The organism is Marinobacter fuscus, assembly GCF_003007675.1.
GTDB classification, from domain to species: Bacteria; Pseudomonadota; Gammaproteobacteria; order Pseudomonadales; family Oleiphilaceae; genus Marinobacter; species Marinobacter fuscus.
Genome location: NZ_PXNP01000096.1, coordinates 50350 through 76401 on the forward strand (window position 1 = coordinate 50350; position 26052 = coordinate 76401).

The window sequence follows — 26052 nt, forward strand, 5'->3', positions numbered from 1 at the left end:
TACTAGTACGTGTGTAGACTCCCTTCCCCATTTTTTTTGGTGTCGGCTTTTTCTACGCACCATCGCAGTGCGGGAAAGGTTGGCGGGAACGCTTTTTCATGCGAGGTTATGCTTATGACAACAGGCTTGTATCATCCTGATGAATTCAGGGACAACTGCGGTTTCGGCCTGATTGCCCACATGAAGGGCGAGGCGAGCCATAAACTCCTGCAGACAGCGATCGAGTCTTTGACCTGTATGACCCACCGGGGTGGTATTGCCGCGGATGGCAAGACAGGCGATGGCTGTGGGCTGCTGTTACAGAGCCCCAAGGCCTTCCTCCAAAAAGCTGCTGAGGCAGCGTTCAACAAAAAACCTGGCGACTTGTTTGCAGTTGGCCAGGTTTTTTTGGCTAAGGACGATCAAAAAGCCACGGCAGCCCGGGCGGCGCTTGAAAAGCGACTGTGCGAGCAGGGGCTCGAGATTCTTGGCTGGCGTGATGTTCCGGTTGACGACAGTTGCCTTGGGCCCATGGCACTGGACTGCCTGCCGCGTATACAGCAGGTATTTGTAGAGCCAGCCGGAAAGACGGAAAAAGATTTTGCCATTAGCCTGTTCATTGGGCGGCGCCATGCCGAGCGGGATCTGGCAGACGATCCGGACTTCTATATCTGCAGCCTTTCTCATCGAACTCTTGCTTACAAGGGATTGATGATGCCCGCGGATCTGGCCAACTTCTATCTGGATCTGGGCGACCCGGATCTGCAAACGGCGATCTGTGTTTTTCACCAGCGTTTTTCGACCAACACGATGCCGCGCTGGCCGCTGGCCCAGCCGTTCCGCTTTCTGGCCCATAATGGTGAAATCAATACCATTGACGGCAACCGCAACTGGGCCATTGCCCGGGCGGCGAAATTCAGCTCACCGGACCTGCCGGATCTGCAAACCCTGCAGCCCCTGGTGAACCTGGCCGGGTCAGATTCTTCCAGCATGGACAATATGCTGGAGATCTTGCTGGCCGGTGGTGTCGACCTGTTCCGGGCAGTACGCATGATGATTCCGCCCGCCTGGCAGAACGTGGATACCATGGATTCCGAGTTGCGGGCGTTCTACGAATACAACTCCATGCACATGGAGCCCTGGGATGGCCCGGCAGGGCTGGTCATGTCCGACGGCCGCTATGCTTTGTGTATGCTCGACCGCAATGGCCTGCGCCCGGCCCGCTGGGTGATTACTAAAGACGACTTTATTACGTTGGCTTCTGAAGTGGGTACCTATGGTTACCAGCCGGAAGATGTGGTGGCCAAAGGCCGGGTAGGGCCGGGCCAGATGCTGGCCATTGATACTGAGTCTGGAGAAGTTCTGCACACCCGCGATATCGACCTGCGGCTGAAAAAGGCCCAGCCTTACAAGCGCTGGCTGAAGGAAAATGCCCTGCGGGTGGAAACCACCCTGAATCAGGCGACGCCTGAGTTCAAGTTGATGGATGCGGAAGACCTGCTGGTTCACCAGAAGATGTTCAACATCTCCTTTGAAGAGCGGGATCAGGTGTTGCGGCCGTTGGCAGAAAATGCTCAGGAGGCCGTGGGTTCCATGGGCGACGATACGCCCATGGCGGTATTGTCGAGCAAGGTTCGCCACGTGGCGGACTATTTCCGCCAGAAGTTCGCCCAGGTGACCAATCCGCCGATTGATCCTCTGCGGGAAACCATCGTGATGTCTCTGGAAACCTGCCTGGGCGCGGAGCAGAACGTGTTCGAGGAAACCCCTGAGCATGCCAACCGGATTATCCTGACCACGCCTGTGTTGTCTCCGGCCAAGTTTCTGCGCTTGAGCAATAACGACCGCCCCGGTTTCGAGGTACAGAAAATTGCTCTTGGCTATCGCCCGGAAGAGGGGCTGGAGCAGGCGGTGTGCCGGGTGTGTGACGAGGCGGAGCAAGCCGCCCGTGATGGCAAGGCGCTGCTGATTCTGAGCGATAAGGATCTGGTGCAGGGCGAGTTGCCGGTCAACGCGTTGATGGCCACAGGTGCAGTGCATCATCATCTGGTGGCCAAGGGCCTGCGCTGTGATTCGAACATCATTGTTGAAACCGGCTGGGCAAGAGATCCCCATCACTTCGCCGTGTTGTTCGGGTTTGGGGCGACGGCGGTCTATCCGTATCTGGCGTATCAGGTAATGAATGACCTGATCCGTACCGGTGAAATACTGATGGATCCGATCGAGGCCAAGAACAACTATCGGAAGGGCATCAATAAAGGGCTGCTCAAGATACTTTCGAAAATGGGTATCTCGACCATTACCTCCTACCGTGGCGCTCAACTGTTTGAAGGCATTGGCCTGGCGGATAATGTTGTGGATCTTTGCTTCAAGGGCGTGCCGAGCCGAATTCAGGGCGCTGACTTTTACGATTTTCAGCAGGATCAGGAGCTACTGGCGTCGGTTGCCTGGAAGCCGCGTAAACCTTTGTCGCAGGGCGGATTGCTCAAGTACGTTCATGGCCAGGAATACCATGCCTTTAACCCGGATGTGGTGGGCAAACTACAGGATGCGGTGAGTGCCGGGGACTATGGCATCTATAAAGAATATGCTGGCCTGGTGAACGAGCGCCCGGTGGCTACCTTGCGGGATCTGCTGGTGTTCCGTGACGGCATCCAGCCGATTGACCTGTCGGACGTAGAGCCTGTGGAAGGCATTTTCCCCCGCTTCGACTCGGCGGCTATGTCTCTGGGGGCTTTGTCGCCCGAAGCTCACGAGGCACTGGCGGTTGCCATGAATACCCTGGGCGGTCGCTCCAACTCGGGTGAGGGCGGAGAAGACCCGGTGCGCTACGGCAACAACAAGCGCTCGAAGATCAAGCAAGTTGCCTCTGGTCGTTTTGGCGTGACTGCTGAATACCTGCGTAGCGCAGATGTCATGCAGATCAAGGTGGCCCAGGGTGCCAAGCCTGGCGAGGGCGGGCAATTACCCGGTGGCAAGGTGAACGATCTGATTGCCCGGTTGCGCTATTCGGTGCCGGGTGTGACGCTGATTTCTCCGCCGCCGCACCACGATATCTATTCGATTGAGGATCTGGCGCAGCTGATTTTCGATCTGAAACAGGTTAACCCGCAGGCGCTGGTGTCGGTCAAACTGGTATCAGAACCCGGGGTGGGCACGATTGCGGCGGGTGTGGCCAAGGCCTATGCCGACCTGATTACCGTATCTGGCTATGACGGTGGTACCGCTGCCAGCCCGCTGACCTCCATCCGTTATGCCGGTTCGCCCTGGGAGCTCGGGCTGACCGAAACCCAGCAGGCCCTGCGGGCCAACGATCTGCGGGGCAAAATCCGCCTGCAGACCGATGGCGGCATCAAAACCGGCCTGGATGTTGTGAAAGCGGCCATTTTGGGAGCCGAGAGCTTTGGCTTTGGCACAACGCCGATGGTGGCCCTGGGTTGCAAATATCTGCGCATTTGCCATCTGAACAACTGCGCCACCGGTGTCGCCACCCAGAACGACTACCTGCGGGAAGAGCACTTCAAGGGCACCGTGGAAATGGCCATGAACTTTTTCCGTTTTGTGGCGGAGGAAACCCGGGAATGGCTGGCCAAGCTGGGCGTTCGCTCCCTGCAGGATCTGGTGGGACGCGTCGACTTGCTGGAGCGCCTGCCCGGCGACACCGAGCGCCAGAAGAAACTGGATTTAACGCGCTTGCTGCAGAACGACCACATTCCGGCCGATAAGCCGCATACCTGCCAGAGTGAGCGCAACGAGCCCTTCGATGAGGGCAAGCTGGCCGAACAGATTGTGGCAGACACGGCTGCGGCCATTGCGGAGAAGTCCGGAGGTGCCTGGAGCTACCGGGTAACCAACTGCGACCGCTCCATCGGCGCCCGCCTGTCGGGCGAGATTGCCGCCCGCTATGGTAACCAGGGTATGGCCGATGCGCCCATCACCCTGGACCTGACCGGAACCGCAGGCCAGAGCTTCGGCGTATGGAACGTGGGTGGCCTGAACCTGATTCTGCAGGGCGATGCCAACGACTACGTGGGCAAGGGCATGACCGGTGGCAAGCTGGTGATCAAGCCACCCCGGGGCAGCGATTTCAAAACCCAGGAAACCTCAATTGCAGGCAATACCTGCCTGTATGGCGCCACCGGTGGCAAGCTGTTTGCGGCAGGCACCGCCGGCGAGCGGTTTGCGGTGCGTAACTCCGGCGCCCATGCGGTGGTCGAGGGTGCGGGCGATCACTGCTGTGAATATATGACCGGCGGCCTGGTAACCGTGCTGGGCACCACCGGGCACAACTTCGGTGCGGGCATGACCGGCGGCTTTGCCTACGTATTGGATATGGATAACACCTTCGTGGACAAGTACAACCACGAGTTGGTGGAAATCCAGCGGATTTCCCGCGAAGACATGGAAGCTTACCGCAACCATCTGCGGGGCGTGATCCGGGAGCACATTTCCGAAACCGGAAGTGCCTGGGCCGAGCACCTGCTTGAAGATTTCGACGACTACATCGGCCGTTTCTGGCTGGTCAAACCCAAGGCCGCCAATTTGCGCAGCCTGTTGGCCAGTACCCGGGCCAGACCGGAATAACCGGTGGGCGGACTGCGTCAGGTGGGCCAAGAGTGGCCTGGTCGAAATTGAGTTGATGAGAGTAGCACTATGAAAGAACGTCTCAGTAATGATTTTCAGTTTGTGGAAGTCGGGCGGGTTGATCCGAAAAAAGTACCGGCGAAAAAGCGCAAGAAAGAATTCGGAGAGATCTACCATCCGTTTACCCAAACCCATGCCAGCTCACAGGCCCACCGGTGCCTGGAATGCGGCAACCCATACTGTGAGTGGAAGTGCCCGGTACACAACTACATTCCAAACTGGCTGAAGCTGGTGGCCGAAGGCAACATCATGAAAGCTGTGGAGCTGTGTCATCAGACCAACTCCCTGCCGGAGGTGTGTGGTCGGGTGTGCCCTCAGGATCGGTTGTGTGAGGGTGCCTGTACCCTGAATGATGGATTTGGTGCCGTCACCATCGGTTCGGTGGAAAAGTACATCACCGACACCGCCTTTGCTCTGGGCTGGAAGCCGGATATGTCAAAGGTGAACTGGACAGACAAGAAAGTGGCAGTGATCGGAGCCGGCCCCGCGGGCCTGGGGTGTGCCGACATTCTGGTGCGTAATGGCGTGAAGGCTGTGGTGTTTGACCGCTATCCGGAGATTGGTGGATTGCTGACCTTCGGCATTCCCGAATTCAAACTGGAAAAGTCCGTGATGGCGCGCCGTCGCAAGGTATTCGAGGAAATGGGCGTGGAGTTCTGCCTGAACACCGACGTGGGCAGAGACGTGCAGTTCATGAAGCTGCTGGCGGACTATGACGCCGTGTTTATCGGCATGGGCACCTACACCTACATGAAAGGCGGCTTCCCGGGAGAGGATCTGCCTGGCGTGTACGATGCCCTGCCGTTCCTGGTGTCCAACGTCAATCGTCGCCTTGGCTTTGAGAAAAAACCTTCTGAATTCATTGACATGAAAGATAAGCGGGTGGTGGTTCTGGGTGGTGGCGACACCGCCATGGACTGCAACCGCACCTCTATCCGGCAGCAAGCCGAGAGTGTGACCTGTGCCTACCGTCGGGATGAGGCCAACATGCCCGGCTCCCGCCGCGAAGTGGCCAACGCCAAGGAAGAAGGCGTGAACTTCCTGTTCAATCGCCAGCCGGTTGCCATTGTTGGTGAGGGTAAGGTGGAAGGGGTGAAGGTGGTCACCACTCAGCTCGGTGAGCCGGATGAGAACGGGCGCCGTCGCCCGGAAGTTGTACCCGGCAGCGAGGAAGTGATTCCGGCAGATGCGGTGCTGGTTGCCTTCGGCTTTCGCCCCAGTCCTGCCCCCTGGTTCGATGACATTGGCATTAATGCCGACGAGTCTGGCCTTGTCACTGCGCCGGAGCAGGCCGAGTTTCCGTTCCAGACCAGTAACCCGAAAGTGTTCGCTGGCGGTGATATGGTGCGAGGTTCCGACCTGGTGGTTACCGCAATTTGGGAAGGGCGCCAGGCGGCGGAAGGCATCCTGGATTACCTGGATGTGTGAATAATCCGTTGACCGGTGTCAGAAGGGCGGCGCTCAAACAGAGGCCGCCCTTTTTTATTGCCGCAAACGGGGTATCATTGCTGCCTATTGTCTCTGACCATTTACCGACGAGAACGGAACCGATTATGACTGAGCTGAAAAACGATCGCTTTCTACGCGCCCTGATGCGCCAGCCTGTAGACCGCACGCCGGTATGGATGATGCGCCAGGCTGGCCGCTACCTGCCGGAATACCGCGCAACCCGGGCCAAGGCGGGCGATTTTCTCAGCCTGTGCAAGAATACGCCGCTGGCCTGCGAGGTTACCTTGCAGCCGCTGGAGCGCTACCCTCTGGATGCGGCCATTCTGTTCTCCGACATCCTGACCATTCCGGATGCGCTGGGGCTTGGCCTCTACTTCGAAACCGGTGAAGGTCCCAAATTTCGCAAGGTCATCCGCACCGAGGCCGATGTTGACGCACTGCCCGCCATCAAAGCCGAATCCGACCTGGATTACGTGATGAACGCGGTTTCCACCATCCGCCGTGAACTGAATGGCCGGGTACCGCTGATCGGCTTCTCCGGCAGCCCGTGGACACTGGCGACCTACATGGTGGAAGGCGGCTCGTCCAAAGATTTTCGCGAGACCAAAAAGCTGGCGTATGGCCAGCCTGAAGTGATGCACCGCCTGCTGGATCACCTGGCAGACTCGGTAATTGATTATCTGAACGGCCAGATCAAAGCCGGTGCCCAAGCGGTACAGATTTTCGATACCTGGGGTGGGGTGCTGAGTGGCTGGGCCTATGAAGAATTTTCCCTGCGCTACATGAAGAAAATCGTCGCTGGGCTGATTCGCGAAAACGAAGGGCGCCGTGTGCCGGTCATCCTGTTCACGAAGAACGGCGGCCAGTGGCTGGAATCGATTGCCGATTCAGGCTGCGACGCCGTGGGCCTGGACTGGACCACCGACATCGGCAACGCACGCGCCCGGGTTGGCGACAAAGTTGCCCTGCAGGGCAATATGGACCCGTCTATGCTGTACGCGCCGAAGGCGCGTATCCGCCAGGAAGTGGCGGATATTCTGGCACGCTATGGCGCCGGTTCCGGCCATATCTTCAACCTCGGCCATGGTATTACACCAGAGGTAGACCCGGAGCACGCGGGTGCGTTTATCGAGGCGGTTGTGGAGCTTAGTGGGCAGTATCACCAGTAGATTCGGAGCCGTCTGCAGAGTTCCCAGCCAGCCGTTCATGGCAGGCCGGGACTCGCCCTGTACTCAGTAAGGCGTCCGATCTATATTGATGGAAAGCGATGTCTTCGCCTTGGAGTGGCCCCGTGACGATAAAAAAAGCCGATAAACGCCGTTTCCACAGAATCGACTTCGATGCACCTTGCGAGTTGCATTGTCAGGATCAGGTGTGGCCCACGGAGGTGCTGGATATTTCGCTGAAAGGCGTTCTGGTTCAAAAGCCCGAGGGATGGAAAGCGTCACTCAACGAGCCCTGCGAGGTGGTTGTCCACCTGAATGAGCGTGAAGCCGGGATTGTGATGGCGGTGGAGTTGAAGCACGTTGAAGATCATCGGCTGGGCTTTCGTTGTCAGTACATCGATCTGGAAAGCGCGACGCACCTGAAGCGGTTGGTTGAGCTGAATTTGGGCGATCAGGCGTTGTTGGAGCGGGAGTTTGCTCACCTGATTGAATAGAGAGCTGTTTTGGCGGATTGCTCCCAGCGTTTACGGCTCGTGGCAGGGTTCACCCTCAAAAAATGTCGGAGGCCATGGATGGCCGGAGAGAAGCGCACATGGATGTGCTCGTAGCGGTTTTTTGAGGGTGAACCCTGCCATGTGCCCCGCACCAACCAGAGCAGGCCAGGGCTCGGTTAAAGCTCCTCCAGCGCCGAAAGCGCATCAGAAAGCTTGGTCACCGGAATCACCTTCATCCCGTCTAACGATTTACGTGGCACATTGGCCTTGGGCACCAGTGCCCGGGTAAAGCCGTGCTTTGCCGCCTCGTAAATCCGCTCCTGACCATTGGGCACCGGCCGAATTTCCCCCGACAACCCCACCTCTCCAAAGATCACCAGATCCTGAGGTAACGCCCGATTCCGGAACGACGAAACCACCGCCGCCAGCAACGCCAGGTCGGCACTGGTCTCATTCACCTTGACCCCCGCCACCACGTTCACAAACACATCCTGATCCGCCACATGCATACCACCGTGGCGATGCAACACCGCCAACAGCATCGCCAGACGGTTCTGGTCAGCCCCCACCGCCACCCGCCTCGGGTAGCTGCCCTGGGCCATATCCACCAGTGCCTGAATTTCCACCAGCATAGGCCGGGTGCCTTCCCAGACCACCATCACCACACTGCCCGGAGCGGCTTCTTCGCCCCGGTTCAGAAAAATCGCACTGGGATTCTTTACTTCCTTCAAGCCCTGTTCCAGCATCGCGAACACGCCCAGTTCATTGACCGCACCAAAACGGTTCTTGATACCGCGCAGAGTTCGGTAGCGGCTGTCGCTGGAGCCTTCCAGCAAAATCGAACAGTCGATCATGTGCTCCAGCACCTTCGGGCCCGCCAGACTGCCATCTTTGGTCACGTGACCCACCAGCAACAGAATGGTACCGGTTTGCTTGGCAAAACGGGTCAGGAACGCGGCGCTCTCGCGGACTTGCGACACCGAACCCGGGGCAGATTCAATGTCCGCCACATGCATCACCTGAATACTGTCGATCACCAGAATGCGCGGCTTTTCGATTTCCGCCACCTGAATCAACCGCTCCACGGAGGTTTCCGACAGCATTTTCAGGTCTTTCGTGGGCAAGCCAAGACGCTTGGCGCGCATAGCCACCTGTTGCAGGGACTCCTCGCCGGTGACGTAGAGCGCGGAATGCTGGGCGGCCAACTGACAGACGGCCTGCAGCAGCAAGGTACTTTTGCCCGCGCCGGGGTGCCCCCCCATCAGAACCGCAGAGCCTTCCACCAGGCCGCCGCCCAGCACCCGGTCGAATTCCTGCATGCCCGTGCTGATCCGGGCCTGTTCGGCGAGACTGACTTCATCCAGGCTTTTCACTTCCGACAAACTGCCCGCGTAACCCTCAAAACGGGCGCTGCGGGCGCCTTTGCCCGGGCCAGATACGCCGCGGACTTCGCTGACCGTATTCCATGCCTGGCAGGCAGTACACTGGCCCTGCCATTTGGAGTAGTCGGCGCCACATTCAGTGCAAACAAACGCTGTTTTGAGTTTGGCCATGGGTGATCTGTGATCCGTGATGGTGAGAGTGTGGTGCCAGCCCCCCCTCTCCCCAACCCCTCTCCCGCGAGGGGAGAGGGGCTAGGTTGGCGCCAGCCTGGAGGCTATACCCCACGCCTCCTGTGAGGGAGAGGGCTGGCTGGATCTGACCCCGACGGGTTAGCTCCCCTCTCCCTTTACGGGAGAGGGGCCGGGGGAGAGGTTGAAACGCTTTACGCCAATTTCTTGTACTTCATGCGCTTGGGCTGCATGGCGGAATCGCCTTTGCGCTTTTTGAAGTCCGCATCGTACTCGGTAAAGTTGCCTTCGAAGTACACCACCTCACCATCATCCTCAAATGCCAGAATGTGAGTGGCCACGCGATCCAGGAACCAGCGGTCGTGGGAGATCACCAGCGCTGAACCCGGGAAGTTCAGCAGCGCTTCTTCCAGCGCGCGCAGGGTTTCCACGTCCAGGTCGTTGGTGGGTTCGTCCAGCATCAGTACGTTGCCGCCCTGTTTCAGCAATTTAGCCAGATGCAGGCGGTTGCGCTCACCCCCCGACAAATCGCCCACGCGCTTTTGTTGATCGCTGCCTTTGAAGTTGAAGCGGCCAACATAAGCCCGGGACGGTGTCTCGTAGTTGCCGACTTTGATGATGTCCTGACCGTCGGACAGCTCTTCCCAGACGGTTTTGCTGCCGTCCAGGTCACGCATCTGGTCCACGTAGGCCAGTTCAACGGTTTCGCCCACCGTAATGCTGCCGGAACTTGGCTGATCCATACCGGCGATCATCTTGAACAGCGTCGATTTGCCTGCGCCGTTACCACCGATGATGCCAACAATGGCACCGGCTGGTACCGTGAAGGAAACGTCCTCATACAACAGGCGGTCGCCAAAGGCCTTGCTGATGCCCTCTACTTCGATCACCTTGTTGCCCAGGCGTGGTCCGGGCGGGATGTAGAGCTCGTTGGTTTCGTTGCGCTTCTGGAATTCCTGGGAACTCATTTCCTCAAAGCGGGCCAGTCGGGCCTTGCTCTTGGACTGGCGGCCCTTGGCATTGGAGCGTACCCACTCCAGCTCCTGTTTAACGGCCTTCTGGTGGGAGGCTTCCTGCTTGGACTCCATCTCCAGGCGCTTCTCTTTGTTCTCGAGCCACTGGCTGTAGTTGCCCTCAAACGGAATGCCCTGGCCCCGGTCCAGCTCCAGAATCCAGCCGGCAACGTTGTCGAGGAAATAGCGGTCGTGGGTGATAGCAACCACGGTGCCTTCGTAGTCGTGCAGGAAGCGCTCCAGCCAGGCCACGGATTCGGCGTCCAGATGGTTGGTGGGCTCGTCCAGCAGCAGCATGTCCGGGCCTGACAGCAGCAGTCGGCACAGGGCCACCCGGCGGCGCTCACCACCAGACAGGACTTTTACTTTCTGATCCCAGGCTGGCAGGCGCAGTGCGTCGGCGGCGACTTCCATCTTGCGTTCAATGTCGTGGCCGTCGGTGGCCTGAATGATCGCCTCCAGTTCGCCTTGTTTTTTGGCGAGCTCATCAAAGTCGGCATCAGGTTCCGCGTAGGCGGCGTAAACTTTGTCCAGTTCCGCCAGGGCGTTGTGCACGTGGGCCACCGACTCGTCGACGATTTCCTTGACGGTCTTCTCTTCGTCCAGCTCCGGCTCCTGGGGCAGGTAACCGACGTTAATGCCTGGTTGTGGGCGGGCTTCGCCGATGTAATCCTGATCAACCCCCGCCATAATACGCAGCAGGGTAGATTTACCGGCACCGTTCAGGCCCAGTACACCGATCTTGGCGCCGGGGAAAAAGCTCAGAGAGATGTCTTTCAGAATTTCCCGCTTGGGTGGAACGACCTTGCCCACGCGGTTCATGGTGTATACGTATTGGGCCATATTGGCGGAAACCTCTTTACAAACCGGTTCATGGATTCGGATGGCGGTGGCGCGGGCGGCGGGGCAGGTCTTCAGGGATACGCTGTGAATACATCCCTGTACGCTCGACAAAATCATCCCTGATTTTGACGATCCCTGAAGACCTGCCCCGCCGCCCTCGAGCAGACCGCGTGCATGTGATCCGGTAAGGTATCTAAAGCTTTCTATGATAGCAATTGAGCAGAAACCGCGGTTGCCGGTATGCCGGTATCCGCGGACGGCATAAAGGATGATTTTTAACCCGCTTTCAAGATAGAATAGCGGCCCAATTTTTCAGGGGTTCCGGCGCAGGCGAAAGCACGCCGGGCCAGCCATACAGACAGGGGCAGCAGATCCATGTTTACTCGTGATATGAAAATCGCCGGTTTCGATGACGAACTCTGGAACGCCATGCAGGCGGAAGAGAAACGCCAGGAAGCGCACATCGAACTGATCGCGTCGGAAAACTACACCAGCCCGCGGGTAATGGAAGCCCAGGGCAGTGTGCTCACCAACAAGTACGCCGAAGGCTATCCCGGTAAGCGTTACTACGGTGGTTGCGAGTTTGTCGATATTGCCGAAGACCTGGCCATTAATCGCGCTAAGGAGCTGTTCGGTGCCGCTTACGCCAACGTACAACCGCATTCCGGCTCTCAGGCAAACTCTGCGGTATTCATGGCGCTGCTGAACCCGGGCGATACCGTTCTGGGCATGAGCCTGGCACACGGTGGCCACCTAACCCACGGTGCCAGCGTGAACTTCTCCGGCAAGATCTACCATGCGGTTCAGTATGGCATTGACAACGACACTGGTCTGATCAACTACGACGAGGTTGAGGCCCTGGCCGTTGAACACAAGCCCAAGATGATCATTGCTGGCTTCTCTGCCTACTCTCAGCAACTGGACTTTGCCCGCTTCCGTGCCATCGCTGACAAAGTGGGCGCTTACCTGTTTGTGGACATGGCCCACGTAGCTGGCCTGGTGGCTGCAGGCGTTTATCCGGATCCTATGCCTCATGCTCACGTTGTGACCACCACCACACACAAAACCCTGCGCGGCCCCCGTGGCGGCCTGATCCTCGCCTGTGACGACGAAGCACTGCACAAGAAGCTGAACTCCGCCGTGTTCCCGGGTGGCCAGGGTGGCCCGCTGATGCACGTGATTGCGGCCAAGGCCATCTGCTTCAAAGAAGCCATGAGCGATGAGTTCAAAATCTACCAGCAGCAGGTGATCAAGAACGCAGCTGCCATGGCTGAAGTGTTTGTCGAGCGCGGCTTCGACGTGGTTTCCGGCGACACCAAGAACCACCTGTTCCTGGTCAGCCTGATCAAACAGGACATCACCGGTAAAGACGCCGATGCGGCTTTGGGCAAGGCCCACATTACCGTGAACAAGAACGCGGTGCCGAACGATCCGCGCTCGCCGTTTGTAACTTCTGGCCTGCGTGTGGGTACCCCGGCGGTAACCACCCGTGGCTTCAAGGAAGCCGAGTGTCGTGATCTGGCTGGCTGGATGTGTGACATTCTGGATGATCTGGAAGACGAATCCGTCATCAGCCGTGTGCGTGAGCAGGTAGAAGCGGTCTGTGCCCGCTTCCCGGTTTACAGCTGATTGCCTTGAAGTCTGACAACCCGGGCGTTGACTAACGGCCCGGGTTCCTTGTTTTCGGGAGCATTGAATTATGCATTGTCCTTTCTGTGGTGAAGCGGATACCAAAGTGATCGATTCACGCTTGGTTGCAGAGGGCGACCAGGTGCGCCGCCGCAGGGAGTGCTTGTCTTGTCGGGAACGTTTCACCACCTTTGAAACCGCGGAGCTGGTGATGCCCCGTGTGGTGAAGCAGGATGGCGTGCGCCAGCCGTTCGATGAAGACAAGCTGCGGGCAGGCATTATGAAAGCCTTGGAGAAGCGCCCGGTCAGTATCGAGGAAATTGATGCCGCTCTGAATCGCATCAAGTATCGGTTGCGTTCGACCGGTGAACGCGAGGTTCAGTCAATGAAGCTGGGTGAGGAAGTGATGACCGAGCTGCGCCAGCTCGACAAAGTCGCCTACGTGCGGTTTGCGTCGGTTTATCGCAGCTTCCAGGACATCAACGAATTCAAGGAAGAGATTGAGCGTCTGTCGCACGGCAATGGCGAAACGGCCGCAGACGTGGCCCGGGCCCTGGCAGGCGATGAGGCGGGCAAAGGCAAGGTATGATTTCAGACCGTGACCGGGCGATGATGGCCCGGGCTATCCAGCTGGCCTGGCGCGGTCGGTATTCAACCCATCCGAACCCTCGGGTGGGTTGTGTGATTGCCAAGGCGGGTCGCATCGTTGGCGAGGGCTGGCATGAACGTGCCGGTGAAGCGCACGCCGAGGTGCGGGCGTTGAGTCGCCCCGGTCAGGATGCCAGAGGCGCAACAGCGTACGTTACGCTGGAGCCGTGTAGCCATTACGGTCGCACGCCGCCTTGTGCCAGGGCACTGATTGAGGCAGGCGTGGCGCATGTATTTGCGGCCACCAAAGACCCTAATCCGTCGGTATCCGGGCGGGGGCTGGACATGCTGCGGGATGCCGGGATAGCGGTTACAGAAGGGCTGATGGCCGAAGAGGCCGCCCGTCTGAACCCGGGCTTTATGAAGCGCATGCGCACCGGGCGGCCCTGGGTGCGACTGAAAATGGCCGCAAGCCTGGATGGCCGAACCGCCATGGCCAGCGGTGAAAGCCAGTGGATTACCGGCCCTGAAGCCCGGCGGGATGTGCAGCGGCTGCGGGCCATGAGTGACGCTATCCTTACCGGTGTGGGTACTGTGCTGGCGGATGACCCCTCCCTGACCGTGCGCCGGGATGAAATGGGCGATATTGGCGATGCAACAGACCCATCAAGGCAGCCGCTGCGGGTTATTGCCGACAGAGATGCCCGCACGCCCGCCAGTGCACGCATCCTTCGGGGTGGAAATGTTCGGGTTTTCTGTGCCAGTTCCGCACTGGCGACATCGTCGGCACAGGATCTGGCTGCGCTGGGAATCAGCCTGAACGGTGTTGCCTGGAAAGACAACGGCGTGGATGTTGCCGAGTTACTCGATGCCCTGGGAGAGCTGGGGATCAACGAATTGCTGGTAGAGGCGGGCCCCACGCTGGCGGGCACCTTTATCCGGGAAAATCTGGTAGATGAGTTGTGGTTATACCAGGCGCCGGTGTTTCTGGGCAGCTCTGGCCGGCCGACAGCCCATTTACCTCTGGATACCATGGCCGACAAGGTGCAATGGAAGGTTCGGGATCGTCGCCAGGTAGGCGAGGATCAGCGCCTGATTCTTGTCCGCCACTAAACAATCAATACACTGCCCGGATTGGCGATCAGCCAAACGGTGCGACAGGGTGCAGAATCGTATGGCACTGAACAGCATTGAAGAAATCATCGAAGACATTCGCCAGGGTAAGATGGTTATCCTGATGGATGACGAAGACCGCGAGAACGAGGGCGACCTGGTTATGGCAGCGGAGCATTGCACTCCCGAAGCCATCAATTTCATGGCGAAATTTGGTCGCGGCCTTATCTGTATGCCGATGACGCGACAACGTTGCGAACAGCTGGGGCTGCCTCTGATGGTGCAACAGAACGCTTCGGGGTTCGGCACCAAGTTCACCTTGTCTATTGAAGCCCGCGAGGGTGTGACAACCGGTATCTCGGCGGCCGACCGTGCGCGAACCGTGCAGGCGGCCGTTGCCCGCAACGCCAGGGCCACAGATCTGGTGCAGCCGGGTCATATTTTTCCGTTGATGTCGGATCCCGGCGGCGTACTCAGCCGGGCTGGCCATACCGAAGCGTCTTGCGATCTGGCCGCTCTGGCCGGGTGTGAGCCTGCCGGTGTGATCTGCGAAATCATGAACGACGACGGCTCTATGGCCCGTCGGCCGGATCTGGAGCAGTTTGCCGAGGATCATGGCCTCAAAATCGGCACCATCGCGGATCTGATTCATTACCGCACCATGAATGAGCGCACCGTAGAGTGCGTGGAGCAGAATGAACTGGATACCGAATACGGCGTGTTCAAACTGCATACCTATCGCGACAATATTCAGGGAGCAACTCACCTGGCGATGGTTATGGGCGACATCAACCCGGATCAGCCGGTGGTGGTGCGGGTACATATTACTGATACTCTCCGTGACCTGCTGGGTGCTCGCCGCAAGGACTCCCGCAGCTGGCCGTTGCATCATGCGCTTGAGCGGATTGCCCGCGAAGGGCAGGGCGTGGTGGTGCTGTTGAACAGTGCAGAAGACAGTTACAACCTGGAAGACCGGATCCAGGAATTTTTCGATAAGGGGCAGGGTTCGTCTGGTAAAGGTAGCTCCGGCGTCTACTTTACGGTGGGTACCGGTTCCCAGATTCTGAGGGATCTGGGCGTGGGCAAAATGCGACTCTTGAGCCCGCCGGTCAAATTCTCTGCCATCTCCGGTTTCGATCTGGAAGTGGTGGAGTATGTTCCCTACGCCCCCGAATGATAAACCCGGCTGCTGCGAATGTTGCGGTGGCCCGTCAAGGAGCCCGAGATGGCAGATATCAAAGTAATTGAAGGTGATTTCACCCGGTGCAGCGGCCGTTACGCATTGGTCGTTGGTCGGTTTAACGGTTTCGTTGTAGAAAGCCTGGTTGAAGGTGCCGTAGATACGCTGCGCCGCCACGGTATTTCTGATGACGACATTGCCATTATTCGTGTGCCTGGTGCCTACGAGATGCCGCTTGCCGTAAAGCGGGTTGCGGAAACGTCTGACTATGATGCCATCATTGCCCTGGGAGCGGTTATCCGCGGTGGGACACCGCACTTTGAGTATGTTGCGGGTGAAGCCTCCAGTGGATTGGGCGCCGTCAGCCTGGAAACCGATGTACCGGTTACCTTTGGTGTGTTGACGGTGGATTCTATCGAGCAGGCCATCGAGCGTTCCGGCACCAAAGCCGGAAACAAAGGCGCCGAAGCTGCGATTACTGCCCTGGAAATGGTCAGTTTGTTCAAGAAATTGGGTGAGTAATGAGCGAAGCAGGTGATAGCTCTCCCCAACCGGGGAAAACCGGTCAGCCCAAGGCAGGCGATCGTCGCCGGGCCCGGGCACTGGCCATGCAGGGCCTGTACCAGAGGCATTTCAGTAAAACACCGATTTCGGATATTGAAGCCGAGTTCATGGTCGATAATGACATGAGCAAAGTGGATCTGATGTACTTCCGGGACCTGCTCAGAGGTGTGCACCGTCAGCAGGCAGAGCTGGATCAGCTGGTGGAGCCTTTCCTTGACCGGCCTCTTGCTGAAGTAGACCCTGTGGAGCTGGCGATTGTCCGGTTGGGTGCTTATGAACTGAAATACCGCATCGATGTTCCCTACAAGGTGGTGATCAACGAGGGCATCGAAATGGCCAAGCGTTTTGGCGGTACCGAGGGCCACAAGTTCGTCAACAGCATTCTCGACAAGCTCAGCCGGCGATTGCGTCTGGCAGAGACGCGCCCTCGCTGAGGTATGGGTGAGTTCGAGCTGATCCGGCAGTATTTCCAGCCGCTGGCCGAAAGCACCCGGCACAATCAGCTGATTCTCGGGCCCGGTGATGACTGTGCAATACAGCGTATTGAGCCGGGCCAGGATCTTGTATTTTCGGTGGATACCCTCGTTGAGGGCGTCCACTTTCCCCGCGACTACTCCCCGGAGCATCTGGGTTGGCGTTCGCTGGCAGTTGCTGCCAGTGATCTTGCCGCAATGGGAGCCAGCCCTGCCTGTTTCACTCTCGCGCTCACATTGCCTTCGGTAGACAGCCACTGGCTTGAAGGCTTCGCTGCCAGCCTGGCCAAAGCAGCCGGTGCATTCGGCCTGGCGCTGGCCGGTGGTGATACCACCCGGGGGCCAATGGCATTGTCGATTCAGGTGCACGGCACGGTTAGCCGGGGCAAGGCGCTTTGCCGTTCCGGTGCCCGGCCAGGAGACCTCGTCTGTGTCAGTGGTACCCTCGGTGCCGCCGGTGCCGCACTGGACTTTCTGGATACCGCCGCCCCTGATGCTCTGCAGCAGGCGATCCTGGCACGCTATCACCATCCGCAACCGAAGCTGGCGCTAGGGCAGGCGTTGGCTTGTCATGCGTCAGCAGCGATTGATATATCTGATGGGTTGTTGGCAGATTTGGGGCATATTCTGCAGGCGTCTGGGGTGGGCGCCAGCGTTGAGCCCGCATCTCTGCCAATAATGGATGAGCTGGTGGCGCTGAAAGGCGCCCAAGCCACGGATCTTGCGCTGACTGCAGGTGACGATTACGAGTTGTGCGTTACTCTGGCTCCTGGGGCATTTGAGCAGCTGCCACCGGGCACTCGGCAGCAGCTTACGGTGATCGGTTTGATTACCGAAGAGCCTGGTATTGAACTGACCGGCCGTCACCTGCCGATAGGGGCGGGTTTCGATCACTTCAGGAGATCACAATGAGCGACGACGACCTGATGCAGGAGCCGGATTCGGTTCGCATAGTGCTGCCGCCGGGCTTTCTCCGGAACCCCGTACACTTTCTGGCGTTCGGGTGTGGCAGCGGAGCGGCACCAAAGGCGCCCGGCACCTGGGGTAGTCTTGCCGCGATACCGGTATGGTACCTGTTCGCCTGGGTGCCCCCGATCGGGTATTGGTTGATTGTGTTGGCGGCATTCTTTGTGGGTATCTGGCTGTGTGGAAAAACCGCCGAAGATCTGAAAGTCCATGATCACGGAGGCATTGTCTGGGACGAGTTTGTTGGAATGTGGATCGCCCTCGGTTTAATGCCGGATCAGATCTATGGCGTGATGATGGCGTTTATGCTTTTTCGTTTGTTTGATGTCTGGAAACCCTGGCCAATCAACTGGCTTGATGAGCGCTTGCCGGGTGGCCTGGGCATTATGGTTGATGATGTGGTTGCAGGAGCAATGGCTTTGGCGAGCCTGTGGGCTATTGATACCTGGGTGATGCCTTATCTGGTGTGATAACGAAGTCGACCTCTGGGTCAGTGTACGGATTGCTCTTCCGGTAACAGGCGAACCACGTGCAGAAACCGGCGTAAACCGATTTCGGCCCGTTCCCGGGAGGCGAACGGCCCGCTGTCGAACCCTTCCCGGGTGGTGAAATACCATTTGCTCCCGACACAGAAAAAGCGGCTGCTGCGGAACGGAACAGGGCCCTGTTCGCCGGTTCGGCATTGAGTGTCCATGGTATCTCCTGAGCCCACTTGTTCTTTTCTTCTCGGGCGACGTATTGTATTGGCCGATTTGTTTAAAATTAAACCAATTCCTGGCGAATTCAACTTTTTTTTACATTCTGTCTTAGCGCCGGTGGTCGGAATACTTCGATAACCGGTTCAATCCGGCCCTTAAGCCTTGTCTGATGCGGCGGGCCTCTGCAGAATACGTGCGATTGCTTCCCCATGGGTATGTTCAGAGTGCCCTCACTGACCGAACAGGAGCTAATAGTTTATGTATCAGGTATTTCGGGGTTTCAGGTGGCTGGTGATTGTTTCGCTGGCCGCACTGGCTGGCTGTGCATCATCGGTAACACAGGTCGATACCTGGGAAGGTGACGCGGGAACAGCCACGCCGGCTGTGCTCAAAGCGCCGGGCGCTATAGAAGTGATTCAGGTGAACGGGCGGCAAATGAGCAATTTTTTGCTGGATGACCTGGCGCTGGACTATGGCTTGCTGCCTGGTCAAAACCAGGTGGTATTCAACTACAAGACCATCTGGGCGAAGAACAGTGTGGTCAAGAACGGAGAACCGAAGGTACACATCGTTGAAAGTGGCCCCCGCGCTGTGCAGTTCGAGGCAGTTTCTGGTGAGGTTTACCGTTTCGAGTTTGAAGAACCGGGCAGCCGCCGACAGGCCGAGGCGATGAAAGAGAGCTTCCATGCTGCCATTGTTGCCAGTGACGGCAAGGAAGTCGCCCGCTCCCGGCACTGGAAAGAGGGTGAGCAACCGGCAGAGGCACGGGTACCTGCCTTGAGTTCCGGCATCTCTGCTGAAGCACAAGATACCGAAGAACCCACCGCACCATTGGCCCGCCTGAAGGCAATCTGGGCGCAAGCCTCAGAAGACGAGAAAAAAGCGTTCTTAAGGTGGGCCTTTGAATAATCTGAACTTCAGTAATTTCTCAAGATAATTTAGCAGGTCGCCCGTCAGGCTCGGTGGCTCTGGCGGCCCGTCCATATCGGCGGAGCCGGATTCCAGATTCCTGGCAGCTAGTTCTATGGCTGCCAGGCTATTTAACACCAGCTCCGGAAGACAGTGGCTGTCAGGCACCACGTCCGGACACAGGGTAAAGTTTAACGTGAGTTGTCCCTGGTAGCTGACCGCAACAATCACCATACCCAAGCTGTCGAAAAGTGGTGCGCTGTTGAACTGCTGTATCAGTCTGGTCCCCTGCAGGTACAGAGGTACCTGTGGACCGGGGACATTGGTGATGGGCAGATTGAACAATGGCTGATAGCGCTGGGCGACCTGGAATTCCGAATACAGCCGAGCCGACAGGGCCAGCAAGGTGGACGGCACCAGTTCGGTGAGCCGGTCTGCGGCAATCGCTTCGCGGTAGGGCTCCGAAGACACGGCGTTCTGGTGAATCTTCCGTATCCGGCGTGCCGGATCCGGTTCGATGGTGGCCAGATCCAGCAGCATGGCGGACATTTGGTTGCCTGTTGCCCGTCGCAAACTGCTTGAGCGCACCGAAATCGGGGTCATGGCGACCAGGGAGCGGTCGACGGCCACGTTTGCCCGGGTCAGGTAGACCCGTAGAGTCTCGGCACATAACCCGAGCACCACATCGTTGAGTGTCACCCCGCCCAACGCACTCTTTATGGCTTTCAGCCTGGCCAGCTCAATGCTGGCAGAGACGATGCGCCGGTTTGCCGTAATTTGCCGGTTAAACGGGCTATGGGGCGCGGTGAATACCGGCAGTGACAGCGGTATCTTGTGCAGTTGCCGCTGAATCAGGCCACGGGTTGTTGCACCAGCTGCGCTGTAGGCCAGAGACGCCAACTGCAGCGGCGTTTTCAGCACGTTGGCGCTTGCCTGAAGGGCAATGCGTTCTTCCGAGGGAGGTTCTCCGGGGTGCCAGGGCTGGGGTGGCGGTATGGGCCTGGGTGTGGGTGAATATTCCAGCAGCTTTGCCATAATTTCTTCGCCGCTGAAAGCGTCGATGGCGGCGTGGTGTAACTTCACGATCAGGGCAAAGCCCGCTTTTTCTCCCTCCGGTGTCTCGATACTGAATCCGTCGACAAACGTTATGTGCCAGAGCGGGCGATCCTGCCTCAGGCGTTCCTCCAGGATCTTTGATGCCAGCGTCATCAGCCCCTGTTGGGTTCCCCGTGCGCCAAGGCTTACATGGGCCAGGTGGCGTTCAACACTGAAGTCTGCATCGTCTATCCAGTAGGGCCGGCCGAGTTTGAAAGGGATTTTTCGGAGCTTCTGGCGAAACAGCGGTGACACATGCAGGCGGCTGCGTAGATAGGCTACGAAAGTGCTGAATGCCAACGGGCTGGCCAGGCCGCTGGCATCGAACAGATAAATGCCGCCGATGTGCATCGGCGTGGTGTCTGATTCCAGGTACAGAAACGAGGCGTCCAGTTCCGATAGCTGGCGCATACCGCGCGCTCCTTGGTGGTTGGCGAATTCGTCAGGGGTGCCAGTATACCCCTCGGGCGATGCCCCGGGGTTGACCCTCGTGCCTCACACGGGGGAGGGTTGCAGCCACTTTGTGAGGCCTTCGTCACTGGTCAGTCTATCCCAGAACCACATCAGTGCCTTGCCTTGGTCGGTCTCGTGGCGCGCCAGGTAAACCGCCACGCTCGACCTGGGGTTCTCCACTTCTCTGGCCACCAGGCGGCCAGCTGCGAGTGCCTCCGCCACGCGGGGGGTTGGTAGCCAGCCAACGCCCAACCCGGCTTCCTGAGCGGCAATTTTCTGGTCGATATTGGTTACCGTCAGGGTGTGCTGGCGCTGGAAGATCCCGGCATGCCCGGGAGGTAGAGTGCGGGAGGTGTCCGCTGCGGCGACCGAGGTATAGCGGGCGATTTCGTTGTCCGAAAGCGGGGCGCTTGTGCTGGCCAGGGGATGCCGGGGGGCGACCGCGAACACAAACGGAATCTCTCCCAGTTTGCGGGTAGCGAAGCTCCCTGCGGGTTTGCTGAGCTGGTCGGCACCGACCACCAGATCCACGCGCCGGCTTTGCAGCGCGTCCCAGGCACCGGCAAAGACTTCCTCGATGATCTGCACTTCAACCGGCACACCCAGTTGCAGAAAATCCTGAATGGCTGGAAACAGGCATTCAGCGGGCAGCAGTGCATTGAAGCCGATTCGTAGCCGGGTCTCCCAACCCTGGGCCACCTGCCGGGTGGTATGGGCCAGATTTTCCGCTGCGGCCAGCAGGGAGCGCCCTTCATCCAGCAGATAGCGCCCGGCCGGGGTCAGTACGGCTTTGTGCCCGGAACGATCAAAGATGCTGACGTTCAGGTCTTCCTCGAGCTTCTGTACGGTATAGCTGATGGCCGAAGGCACCCGGAAAAGCGCCGCCGCCGCCCCGGCAAAACTGCCTTTGCGGTCGATGGCGTCCAGTACCTTCAAAGCGTCGATGGTGATCGCGGTATGCATGTTCGAATTATCTGAAAGTGTTTGCCAGAAATGCTTGCTATCAGCCTAGCAGGACAACCGATAGCCTGTCTCTATGAAAAACAAGGTGGGGTCTGACCCCAAGGGGGATAGTTGTGGGACTTTTGATTGAGGGGCAGTGGCACGATCAGTGGTACGACACCGACAAGACCGGTGGCAAGTTCGAGCGCGAGGCAGCACGGTTTCGCAACTGGGTGACGGCCGATGGAGTGGCGGGGCCATCCGGTGACGGAGGTTTTCCGGCCGAAAGCGGCCGTTATCATCTGTATGTGTCCATGGCCTGCCCCTGGGCGCATCGCACGCTGATTTTCCGCAAGCTCAAAGGGCTGGAAAGCCACATCTCGGTGTCGGTGGTGCACCCGGATATGCTGGAGAACGGTTGGGAGTTCCGGCCCGGGCAAGAGGCTCATCGCGACCATCGCTACGGCGCGCAGTATCTGCATCAGATATACACCCGTGCCGCCGGTGACTATACCGGACGGGTAACGGTGCCTGTGCTCTGGGACAAGGAGCGCCAGACCATTGTCAGCAATGAGTCGGCGGATATTATCCGGATGTTCAATTCAGCCTTTGATGGTCTGCCGGGGGTGGTGGCGGAGCAGGATTTCTATCCGCAAACGATGAGAGCCGGGGTTGATGAAATCAACGAGCGGGTCTACCACACGGTCAATAACGGTGTATACAAAGCCGGGTTTGCCACCGCCCAGGACAAGTACGAGAGTGCATTCAAGGCCCTGTTCGAATCCCTGGATTGGTTGGAGCAGCGGTTGGCGGATACTCGCTATCTGGCGGGCGGTGTCATCACCGAAGCGGACTGGCGCCTGTTCACCACTTTAATCCGTTTTGATGCCGTCTATTACAGTCACTTCAAGTGCAATCTGAAGCAGATTCGTGACTATCCAAACCTGTCAGGGTACCTGCGGGAGTTGTATCAGGTGCCAGGGGTGGCGGAGACCGTGGATATCGAGCAGATCAAGCGACATTACTACGTCAGCCAGCGAACCGTGAACCCCACCGGAATTGTGCCGGTGGGACCACAGTTGGATTTTAGTGCCCCCCATGGGCGAGGCCATCTCAGCTAACCCGGGCAACCGCGACTTCGGTCAGCAGTTTGAGGGCTGTGCGGTGTTCGGAGTCCGGCAGGCGGGCAAGCAAATCAAGCGCCTGTTTCGCCTGTTCCCGGGCCTTGGTCAGGGTGTACTCAATAGCGCCGGAGGTTCGGACAATGTCCAGTACTCGGGGCAGGTCGTCCAGACCGCCCTTGCGGATGGCCTGACGAATCAGTTGGCGATCTTCTTCGCTGCCGGTTGCCATGGCATAAATCAGGGGTAGGGTGGTTTTGCCTTCCGCCAGATCGTCGCCTACGTTTTTGCCCATGGCCTCGGCATCGCCCTGGTAGTCGAGCACGTCGTCAACCAGTTGGAAGGCGAGGCCCAGATGCTTGCCGTAGTCCTGCAGCGCGGTTTCCTGCTCCGGATTGGCACCCGCCAGCAACGCGCCGGTGTGGGAAGCGGCTTCGAATAACATGGCCGTTTTGTTGTGAATAACCTCCATGTACTGCCCTTCGGTCAGGTCTGGGTTTTTCACGTTCATCAACTGCATCACCTCGCCCTCGGCAATCACGGCCGTGGCATGGGACAGCACCTTCATTATCGGCAGGCTTTCGAGCTCCACCATCATTTCAAAGGCCCGGGCGTAAAGGAAGTCGCCCACCAGAACACTGGGGGCATTGCCCCATTTGGCATTAGCGGTGCTGCGGCCGCGGCGCATATCGGAGGTGTCGACAACGTCGTCATGAAGCAGGGTGGCGGTATGCAGGAATTCGATCACTGCGGCCAGTTTCAGGTGATCGTCATGCCGATACCCGGCCGCCTGGCTGGACAGCAATACCAGCAGGGGGCGCAGTCGTTTGCCGCCGCTTTCAATGATGTACTGGGCAATCTTTTCCACCAATGGAACATCGGAAGCGAGCCGCCTGATGATGAGATCGTTCACGCGGTTGAAATCATCCGCTACGGTGTCGTAGATGCGTTGGGCTGTCATGGGGCCAAGTAGTCCCTTGCTGGTGGTTCTGTTGAGTTTTCGGGCAGGTCGCGGCAATGCTAGGTATTGCTGCTTACAGTGTCAACTTGAGCAATAATGCGGGTTGTATTGAACGGCGGCTTTTCGTACAATCACGCGCCCAACTCATCCCAACCTGCGCTCCCTGCAATAGGGTCGCCAAAGCGCTTCCCTTAGAACCAGGTGGATAAGAGCAGGGATGGGTCAATCGCGGAGACTATGAATGTACGCAGTTATTGTAAGCGGTGGTAAGCAGCACCGTGTTAAAGAAGGCGAAACTCTGAAGCTGGAAAAGCTGGAAGTTGAAACCGGCGGTTCCGTTGAGTTCGATCGCGTTTTGCTGGTAGCCGATGGCGACAACGTAAAAGTTGGCGCTCCGGTGGTAGACGGTGCCAAGGTGACTGCGGAAGTGGTTAGCCATGGTCGTCACGACAAGGTTCAGATCATCAAGTTCCGTCGTCGTAAGCATTCCATGAAGCGTCAGGGCCACCGTCAGTGGTTTACTGAAGTCAAGATCACGGGTATCCAGGGCTAAGTCCCGGGGCGACCCCTTAAAGAAGGAGGCTGGTAATGGCTCATAAAAAGGCAGCAGGTAGTACCCGTAACGGTCGCGATTCCGAGTCGAAACGACTTGGTGTCAAGCGCTACGGCGGCGAAAGCGTATCTGCAGGCAGCATCATCGTTCGTCAGCGCGGTACTCGTTTCCACGCTGGCAGTAACGTAGGTATTGGTAAGGACCACACCCTGTTCGCGAAAGCGGAAGGTCAGGTGAAGTTCGAGACCAAAGGCCCGCAGAACCGCAAGTTCGTTAGCATCGTTCCGGCTGCGTAAGCAGCGGCGATCCGGTTCTGTTGAACCTTGGGTTTGTCTGATAGGCTGATTTAGTCAGTTCTCAGGCGAGCCCGGAGCCCCGCAAAGCTTCCTTGAGGCTGCGGGGCTTTTTAGTTTTTGCAAAGGCATTTTGGCGTATGAAATTTGTAGACGAAGCCACCATCATTGTTGAAGCCGGTAAAGGCGGGCATGGTTGCCTGAGTTTCCGGCGTGAAAAGTACGTTCCCAAGGGCGGCCCCGATGGCGGCGACGGCGGGGATGGCGGCTCCGTTTACCTTGAGGCGGACAGCGCGCTCAATACGCTGATTGACTACCGGTTCCAGCGTAAGCACAAGGCGCGCAATGGCGAGCCGGGTGCCGGGCGCAACTGTACCGGCATCAAAGGCGATGACCTGGTGTTGCCGGTACCGGTTGGTACCACGGTGGTCGATATGGATACCCATGAAGTGCTTGGGGATCTCACCAAAGAGGGGCAGCGCCTGAAAGTGGCCCAGGGCGGTTTTCATGGTCTGGGTAACACCCGTTTCAAATCTTCGGTGAACCGCGCGCCCCGTCAGACCACCAAGGGCTCGGAAGGTGAAGTGAGAAACCTTCGCCTGGAGCTGAAAGTGCTGGCGGACGTGGGGCTGCTGGGGTTGCCGAATGCCGGAAAGTCTACTTTTATCCGATCGGTGTCTGCGGCCCGGCCGAAAGTGGCGGACTATCCGTTTACCACTCTGGTACCAAACCTGGGTGTGGTGAGTGTCCAGGCGCATCAGAGTTTTGTGATCGCCGACATTCCCGGGCTCATCGAAGGCGCTGCGGAGGGCGCGGGCCTTGGGATTCGCTTCCTGAAGCACCTGGTGCGCACCCGTTTGTTGTTGCACCTGGTGGATGTGGCGCCTTATGACGGTTCCTCGCCAACTGCCGCGGTTAAAGCGATCGCGGGTGAACTGGAGAAATTCAGTGAGACGCTGGCGAATCGTCCTCGCTGGCTGGTGTTGAACAAGGTCGACATGGTGGCCGAAGAAGAGCGCGAGGCTCATTGTCAGGCGATTGTCGACGAGCTGGGCTGGGAAGGCCCGGTGTTCCGCATTTCCGCACTCAGCGGCGAAGGCACCAAGCCGCTGGTTCAGGCGGTGATGCGCTGGATTGAAGAGCAGGCCGAACAGGAAGCGGATAACCCTGAGTTTGCCGAGCAGGAGGCTGAGCGCCGCCGGCAGATGGATGAAGAGGCCCGCCGCAAGATTGAGTCGGACCGTCAGGCGCGTCGAGCCGCCCGGGAAGACGATGATGACGACTTCGACGACGATGATTACGACGTTGAAGTGGTGTACGCCCCCGAATAAACCAGAGACCAGCGAGATCTACCC

General features: G+C 58.4%; 23 protein-coding genes. 17 read left to right on the forward strand and 6 right to left on the reverse strand.

Translation table 11 applies throughout. From position 1 onward, the window contains the following. The first annotated feature begins 114 nt into the window (after nt 1–114). From gltB to C7H09_RS12780, 4 genes are all read left to right on the forward strand, one after another. Nucleotides 115–4563, forward strand: a complete 4449-nt coding sequence (gene gltB, locus C7H09_RS12765; RefSeq protein ID WP_106763258.1) for a glutamate synthase large subunit — start codon at nt 115–117, stop codon at nt 4561–4563. Nucleotides 4564–4632: 69 nt separating this feature from the next. After that, entirely contained in the window at nt 4633–6051 is a 1419-nt protein-coding gene (locus C7H09_RS12770) for an FAD-dependent oxidoreductase (RefSeq protein WP_106763260.1), read from the forward strand. A gap of 125 nt (nt 6052–6176) precedes the next feature. Next, a complete protein-coding gene (gene hemE, locus C7H09_RS12775; protein WP_106763262.1) occupies nt 6177–7241 on the forward strand; it encodes a uroporphyrinogen decarboxylase in 1065 nt (354 codons plus the stop codon). A gap of 122 nt (nt 7242–7363) precedes the next feature. Next, nucleotides 7364–7732: a PilZ domain-containing protein gene (locus C7H09_RS12780; RefSeq protein WP_165794825.1), complete on the forward strand. Its 369-nt coding sequence runs from the start codon at nt 7364–7366 to the stop codon at nt 7730–7732. Nucleotides 7733–7908: 176 nt separating this feature from the next. On the opposite strand, the gene radA is transcribed toward C7H09_RS12780, so the two are convergent. Next, a complete protein-coding gene (radA, locus tag C7H09_RS12785; protein WP_106763266.1) occupies nt 7909–9285 on the reverse strand; it encodes a DNA repair protein RadA in 1377 nt (458 codons plus the stop codon). A 212-nt stretch (nt 9286–9497) separates the two neighbouring features. After that, on the reverse strand, nt 9498–11159 hold the full coding sequence (gene ettA, locus C7H09_RS12790) for an energy-dependent translational throttle protein EttA (protein ID WP_106763357.1): 1662 nt from the start codon (nt 11157–11159) through the stop codon (nt 9498–9500). A gap of 375 nt (nt 11160–11534) precedes the next feature. On the opposite strand from ettA, the gene glyA reads away from it, so the two are divergent. The 8 genes from glyA to C7H09_RS12830 all read left to right on the forward strand — a co-directional run bounded on the left by glyA (nt 11535) and on the right by C7H09_RS12830 (nt 18142). Further along, the gene (gene glyA, locus C7H09_RS12795) at nt 11535–12788 is read left to right on the forward strand and encodes a serine hydroxymethyltransferase (RefSeq protein WP_106763268.1); all 1254 of its coding nucleotides are present in this window, start codon (nt 11535–11537) and stop codon (nt 12786–12788) included. 70 nt (nt 12789–12858) lie between these two features. Beyond that, on the forward strand, nt 12859–13377 hold the full coding sequence (nrdR, locus tag C7H09_RS12800) for a transcriptional regulator NrdR (protein WP_106763269.1): 519 nt from the start codon (nt 12859–12861) through the stop codon (nt 13375–13377). Next, nucleotides 13374–14489 (forward strand): bifunctional diaminohydroxyphosphoribosylaminopyrimidine deaminase/5-amino-6-(5-phosphoribosylamino)uracil reductase RibD, encoded by a 1116-nt coding sequence (gene ribD, locus C7H09_RS12805; protein WP_106763271.1) that lies wholly within the window; start codon nt 13374–13376, stop codon nt 14487–14489. Before nrdR ends, ribD begins: the two co-directional genes overlap by 4 nt. A gap of 61 nt (nt 14490–14550) precedes the next feature. Continuing rightward, complete coding sequence (gene ribBA, locus C7H09_RS12810; protein WP_106763273.1) at nt 14551–15666, forward strand: bifunctional 3,4-dihydroxy-2-butanone-4-phosphate synthase/GTP cyclohydrolase II; 1116 nt, start codon at nt 14551–14553, stop codon at nt 15664–15666. Between the two features lie 48 nt (nt 15667–15714). After that, the gene (gene ribH / locus C7H09_RS12815; protein ID WP_106763275.1) at nt 15715–16191 is read left to right on the forward strand and encodes a 6,7-dimethyl-8-ribityllumazine synthase; all 477 of its coding nucleotides are present in this window, start codon (nt 15715–15717) and stop codon (nt 16189–16191) included. Then, nucleotides 16191–16667: a transcription antitermination factor NusB gene (nusB, locus tag C7H09_RS12820; RefSeq protein WP_106763277.1), complete on the forward strand. Its 477-nt coding sequence runs from the start codon at nt 16191–16193 to the stop codon at nt 16665–16667. The genes ribH and nusB overlap by 1 nt, the downstream gene beginning before the upstream one ends. A 3-nt stretch (nt 16668–16670) precedes the next feature. Beyond that, the gene (thiL, locus tag C7H09_RS12825; RefSeq protein ID WP_106763278.1) at nt 16671–17618 is read left to right on the forward strand and encodes a thiamine-phosphate kinase; all 948 of its coding nucleotides are present in this window, start codon (nt 16671–16673) and stop codon (nt 17616–17618) included. Beyond that, entirely contained in the window at nt 17615–18142 is a 528-nt protein-coding gene (locus C7H09_RS12830) for a phosphatidylglycerophosphatase A family protein (RefSeq protein WP_106763280.1), read from the forward strand. The genes thiL and C7H09_RS12830 overlap by 4 nt, the downstream gene beginning before the upstream one ends. Before the next feature lie 20 nt (nt 18143–18162). Here the strand turns inward: C7H09_RS12830 and C7H09_RS12835 are convergent, their stop codons facing one another. Next, on the reverse strand, nt 18163–18366 hold the full coding sequence (locus C7H09_RS12835) for a DUF6316 family protein (protein ID WP_106763282.1): 204 nt from the start codon (nt 18364–18366) through the stop codon (nt 18163–18165). Nucleotides 18367–18628: 262 nt separating this feature from the next. Here C7H09_RS12835 and C7H09_RS12840 point away from each other — a divergent pair, with 262 nt between their 5' ends. Beyond that, nucleotides 18629–19279 carry a DUF2057 family protein gene (locus C7H09_RS12840; RefSeq protein WP_106763284.1) on the forward strand — a complete coding sequence of 217 codons (651 nt, stop codon included), beginning with the start codon at nt 18629–18631 and terminating at the stop codon, nt 19277–19279. Here the strand turns inward: C7H09_RS12840 and C7H09_RS12845 are convergent. Together C7H09_RS12845 and C7H09_RS12850 are read right to left on the reverse strand one after the other, a co-directional pair. Beyond that, a complete protein-coding gene (locus C7H09_RS12845) occupies nt 19259–20785 on the reverse strand; it encodes a wax ester/triacylglycerol synthase family O-acyltransferase (protein ID WP_106763286.1) in 1527 nt (508 codons plus the stop codon). The two genes, C7H09_RS12840 and C7H09_RS12845, sit on opposite strands and share 21 nt — an antisense overlap. 84 nt (nt 20786–20869) lie before the next feature. Next, entirely contained in the window at nt 20870–21790 is a 921-nt protein-coding gene (locus C7H09_RS12850) for a LysR substrate-binding domain-containing protein (protein WP_106763288.1), read from the reverse strand. 113 nt (nt 21791–21903) lie between these two features. On the opposite strand from C7H09_RS12850, the gene C7H09_RS12855 reads away from it, so the two are divergent. Beyond that, nucleotides 21904–22890, forward strand: a complete 987-nt coding sequence (locus C7H09_RS12855; protein WP_106763290.1) for a glutathione S-transferase family protein — start codon at nt 21904–21906, stop codon at nt 22888–22890. Here C7H09_RS12855 and ispB read toward each other — a convergent pair. After that, on the reverse strand, nt 22883–23851 hold the full coding sequence (ispB, locus tag C7H09_RS12860) for an octaprenyl diphosphate synthase (protein ID WP_106763292.1): 969 nt from the start codon (nt 23849–23851) through the stop codon (nt 22883–22885). The genes C7H09_RS12855 and ispB overlap by 8 nt on opposite strands. Before the next feature lie 241 nt (nt 23852–24092). Between ispB and rplU the strand changes: the two genes are divergently transcribed. The 3 genes from rplU (at nt 24093) to cgtA (ending at nt 26028) form a co-directional block, all read left to right on the forward strand. Then, nucleotides 24093–24404 carry a 50S ribosomal protein L21 gene (rplU, locus tag C7H09_RS12865; protein WP_106763295.1) on the forward strand — a complete coding sequence of 104 codons (312 nt, stop codon included), beginning with the start codon at nt 24093–24095 and terminating at the stop codon, nt 24402–24404. A gap of 35 nt (nt 24405–24439) precedes the next feature. Then, complete coding sequence (gene rpmA / locus C7H09_RS12870; RefSeq protein ID WP_011784374.1) at nt 24440–24700, forward strand: 50S ribosomal protein L27; 261 nt, start codon at nt 24440–24442, stop codon at nt 24698–24700. A gap of 137 nt (nt 24701–24837) precedes the next feature. Further along, nucleotides 24838–26028: an Obg family GTPase CgtA gene (gene cgtA, locus C7H09_RS12875; protein WP_106763297.1), complete on the forward strand. Its 1191-nt coding sequence runs from the start codon at nt 24838–24840 to the stop codon at nt 26026–26028. Nucleotides 26029–26052 lie beyond the last annotated feature (24 nt).

Coding starts and splice junctions, on each gene's coding strand:
- gltB (WP_106763258.1), top strand. CDS start 115: ATGACAACAGGCTTGTATCATCCTGATGAATTCAGGGACAACTGCGGT.
- C7H09_RS12770 (WP_106763260.1), top strand. CDS start 4,633: ATGAAAGAACGTCTCAGTAATGATTTTCAGTTTGTGGAAGTCGGGCGG.
- hemE (WP_106763262.1), top strand. CDS start 6,177: ATGACTGAGCTGAAAAACGATCGCTTTCTACGCGCCCTGATGCGCCAG.
- radA (WP_106763266.1), bottom strand. CDS start 9,285: ATGGCCAAACTCAAAACAGCGTTTGTTTGCACTGAATGTGGCGCCGAC.
- ettA (WP_106763357.1), bottom strand. CDS start 11,159: ATGGCCCAATACGTATACACCATGAACCGCGTGGGCAAGGTCGTTCCA.
- glyA (WP_106763268.1), top strand. CDS start 11,535: ATGTTTACTCGTGATATGAAAATCGCCGGTTTCGATGACGAACTCTGG.
- nrdR (WP_106763269.1), top strand. CDS start 12,859: ATGCATTGTCCTTTCTGTGGTGAAGCGGATACCAAAGTGATCGATTCA.
- ribD (WP_106763271.1), top strand. CDS start 13,374: ATGATTTCAGACCGTGACCGGGCGATGATGGCCCGGGCTATCCAGCTG.
- ribBA (WP_106763273.1), top strand. CDS start 14,551: ATGGCACTGAACAGCATTGAAGAAATCATCGAAGACATTCGCCAGGGT.
- ribH (WP_106763275.1), top strand. CDS start 15,715: ATGGCAGATATCAAAGTAATTGAAGGTGATTTCACCCGGTGCAGCGGC.
- nusB (WP_106763277.1), top strand. CDS start 16,191: ATGAGCGAAGCAGGTGATAGCTCTCCCCAACCGGGGAAAACCGGTCAG.
- thiL (WP_106763278.1), top strand. CDS start 16,671: ATGGGTGAGTTCGAGCTGATCCGGCAGTATTTCCAGCCGCTGGCCGAA.
- C7H09_RS12830 (WP_106763280.1), top strand. CDS start 17,615: ATGAGCGACGACGACCTGATGCAGGAGCCGGATTCGGTTCGCATAGTG.
- C7H09_RS12835 (WP_106763282.1), bottom strand. CDS start 18,366: ATGGACACTCAATGCCGAACCGGCGAACAGGGCCCTGTTCCGTTCCGC.
- C7H09_RS12840 (WP_106763284.1), top strand. CDS start 18,629: ATGTATCAGGTATTTCGGGGTTTCAGGTGGCTGGTGATTGTTTCGCTG.
- C7H09_RS12845 (WP_106763286.1), bottom strand. CDS start 20,785: ATGCGCCAGCTATCGGAACTGGACGCCTCGTTTCTGTACCTGGAATCA.
- C7H09_RS12850 (WP_106763288.1), bottom strand. CDS start 21,790: ATGCATACCGCGATCACCATCGACGCTTTGAAGGTACTGGACGCCATC.
- ispB (WP_106763292.1), bottom strand. CDS start 23,851: ATGACAGCCCAACGCATCTACGACACCGTAGCGGATGATTTCAACCGC.
- rplU (WP_106763295.1), top strand. CDS start 24,093: ATGTACGCAGTTATTGTAAGCGGTGGTAAGCAGCACCGTGTTAAAGAA.
- rpmA (WP_011784374.1), top strand. CDS start 24,440: ATGGCTCATAAAAAGGCAGCAGGTAGTACCCGTAACGGTCGCGATTCC.
- cgtA (WP_106763297.1), top strand. CDS start 24,838: ATGAAATTTGTAGACGAAGCCACCATCATTGTTGAAGCCGGTAAAGGC.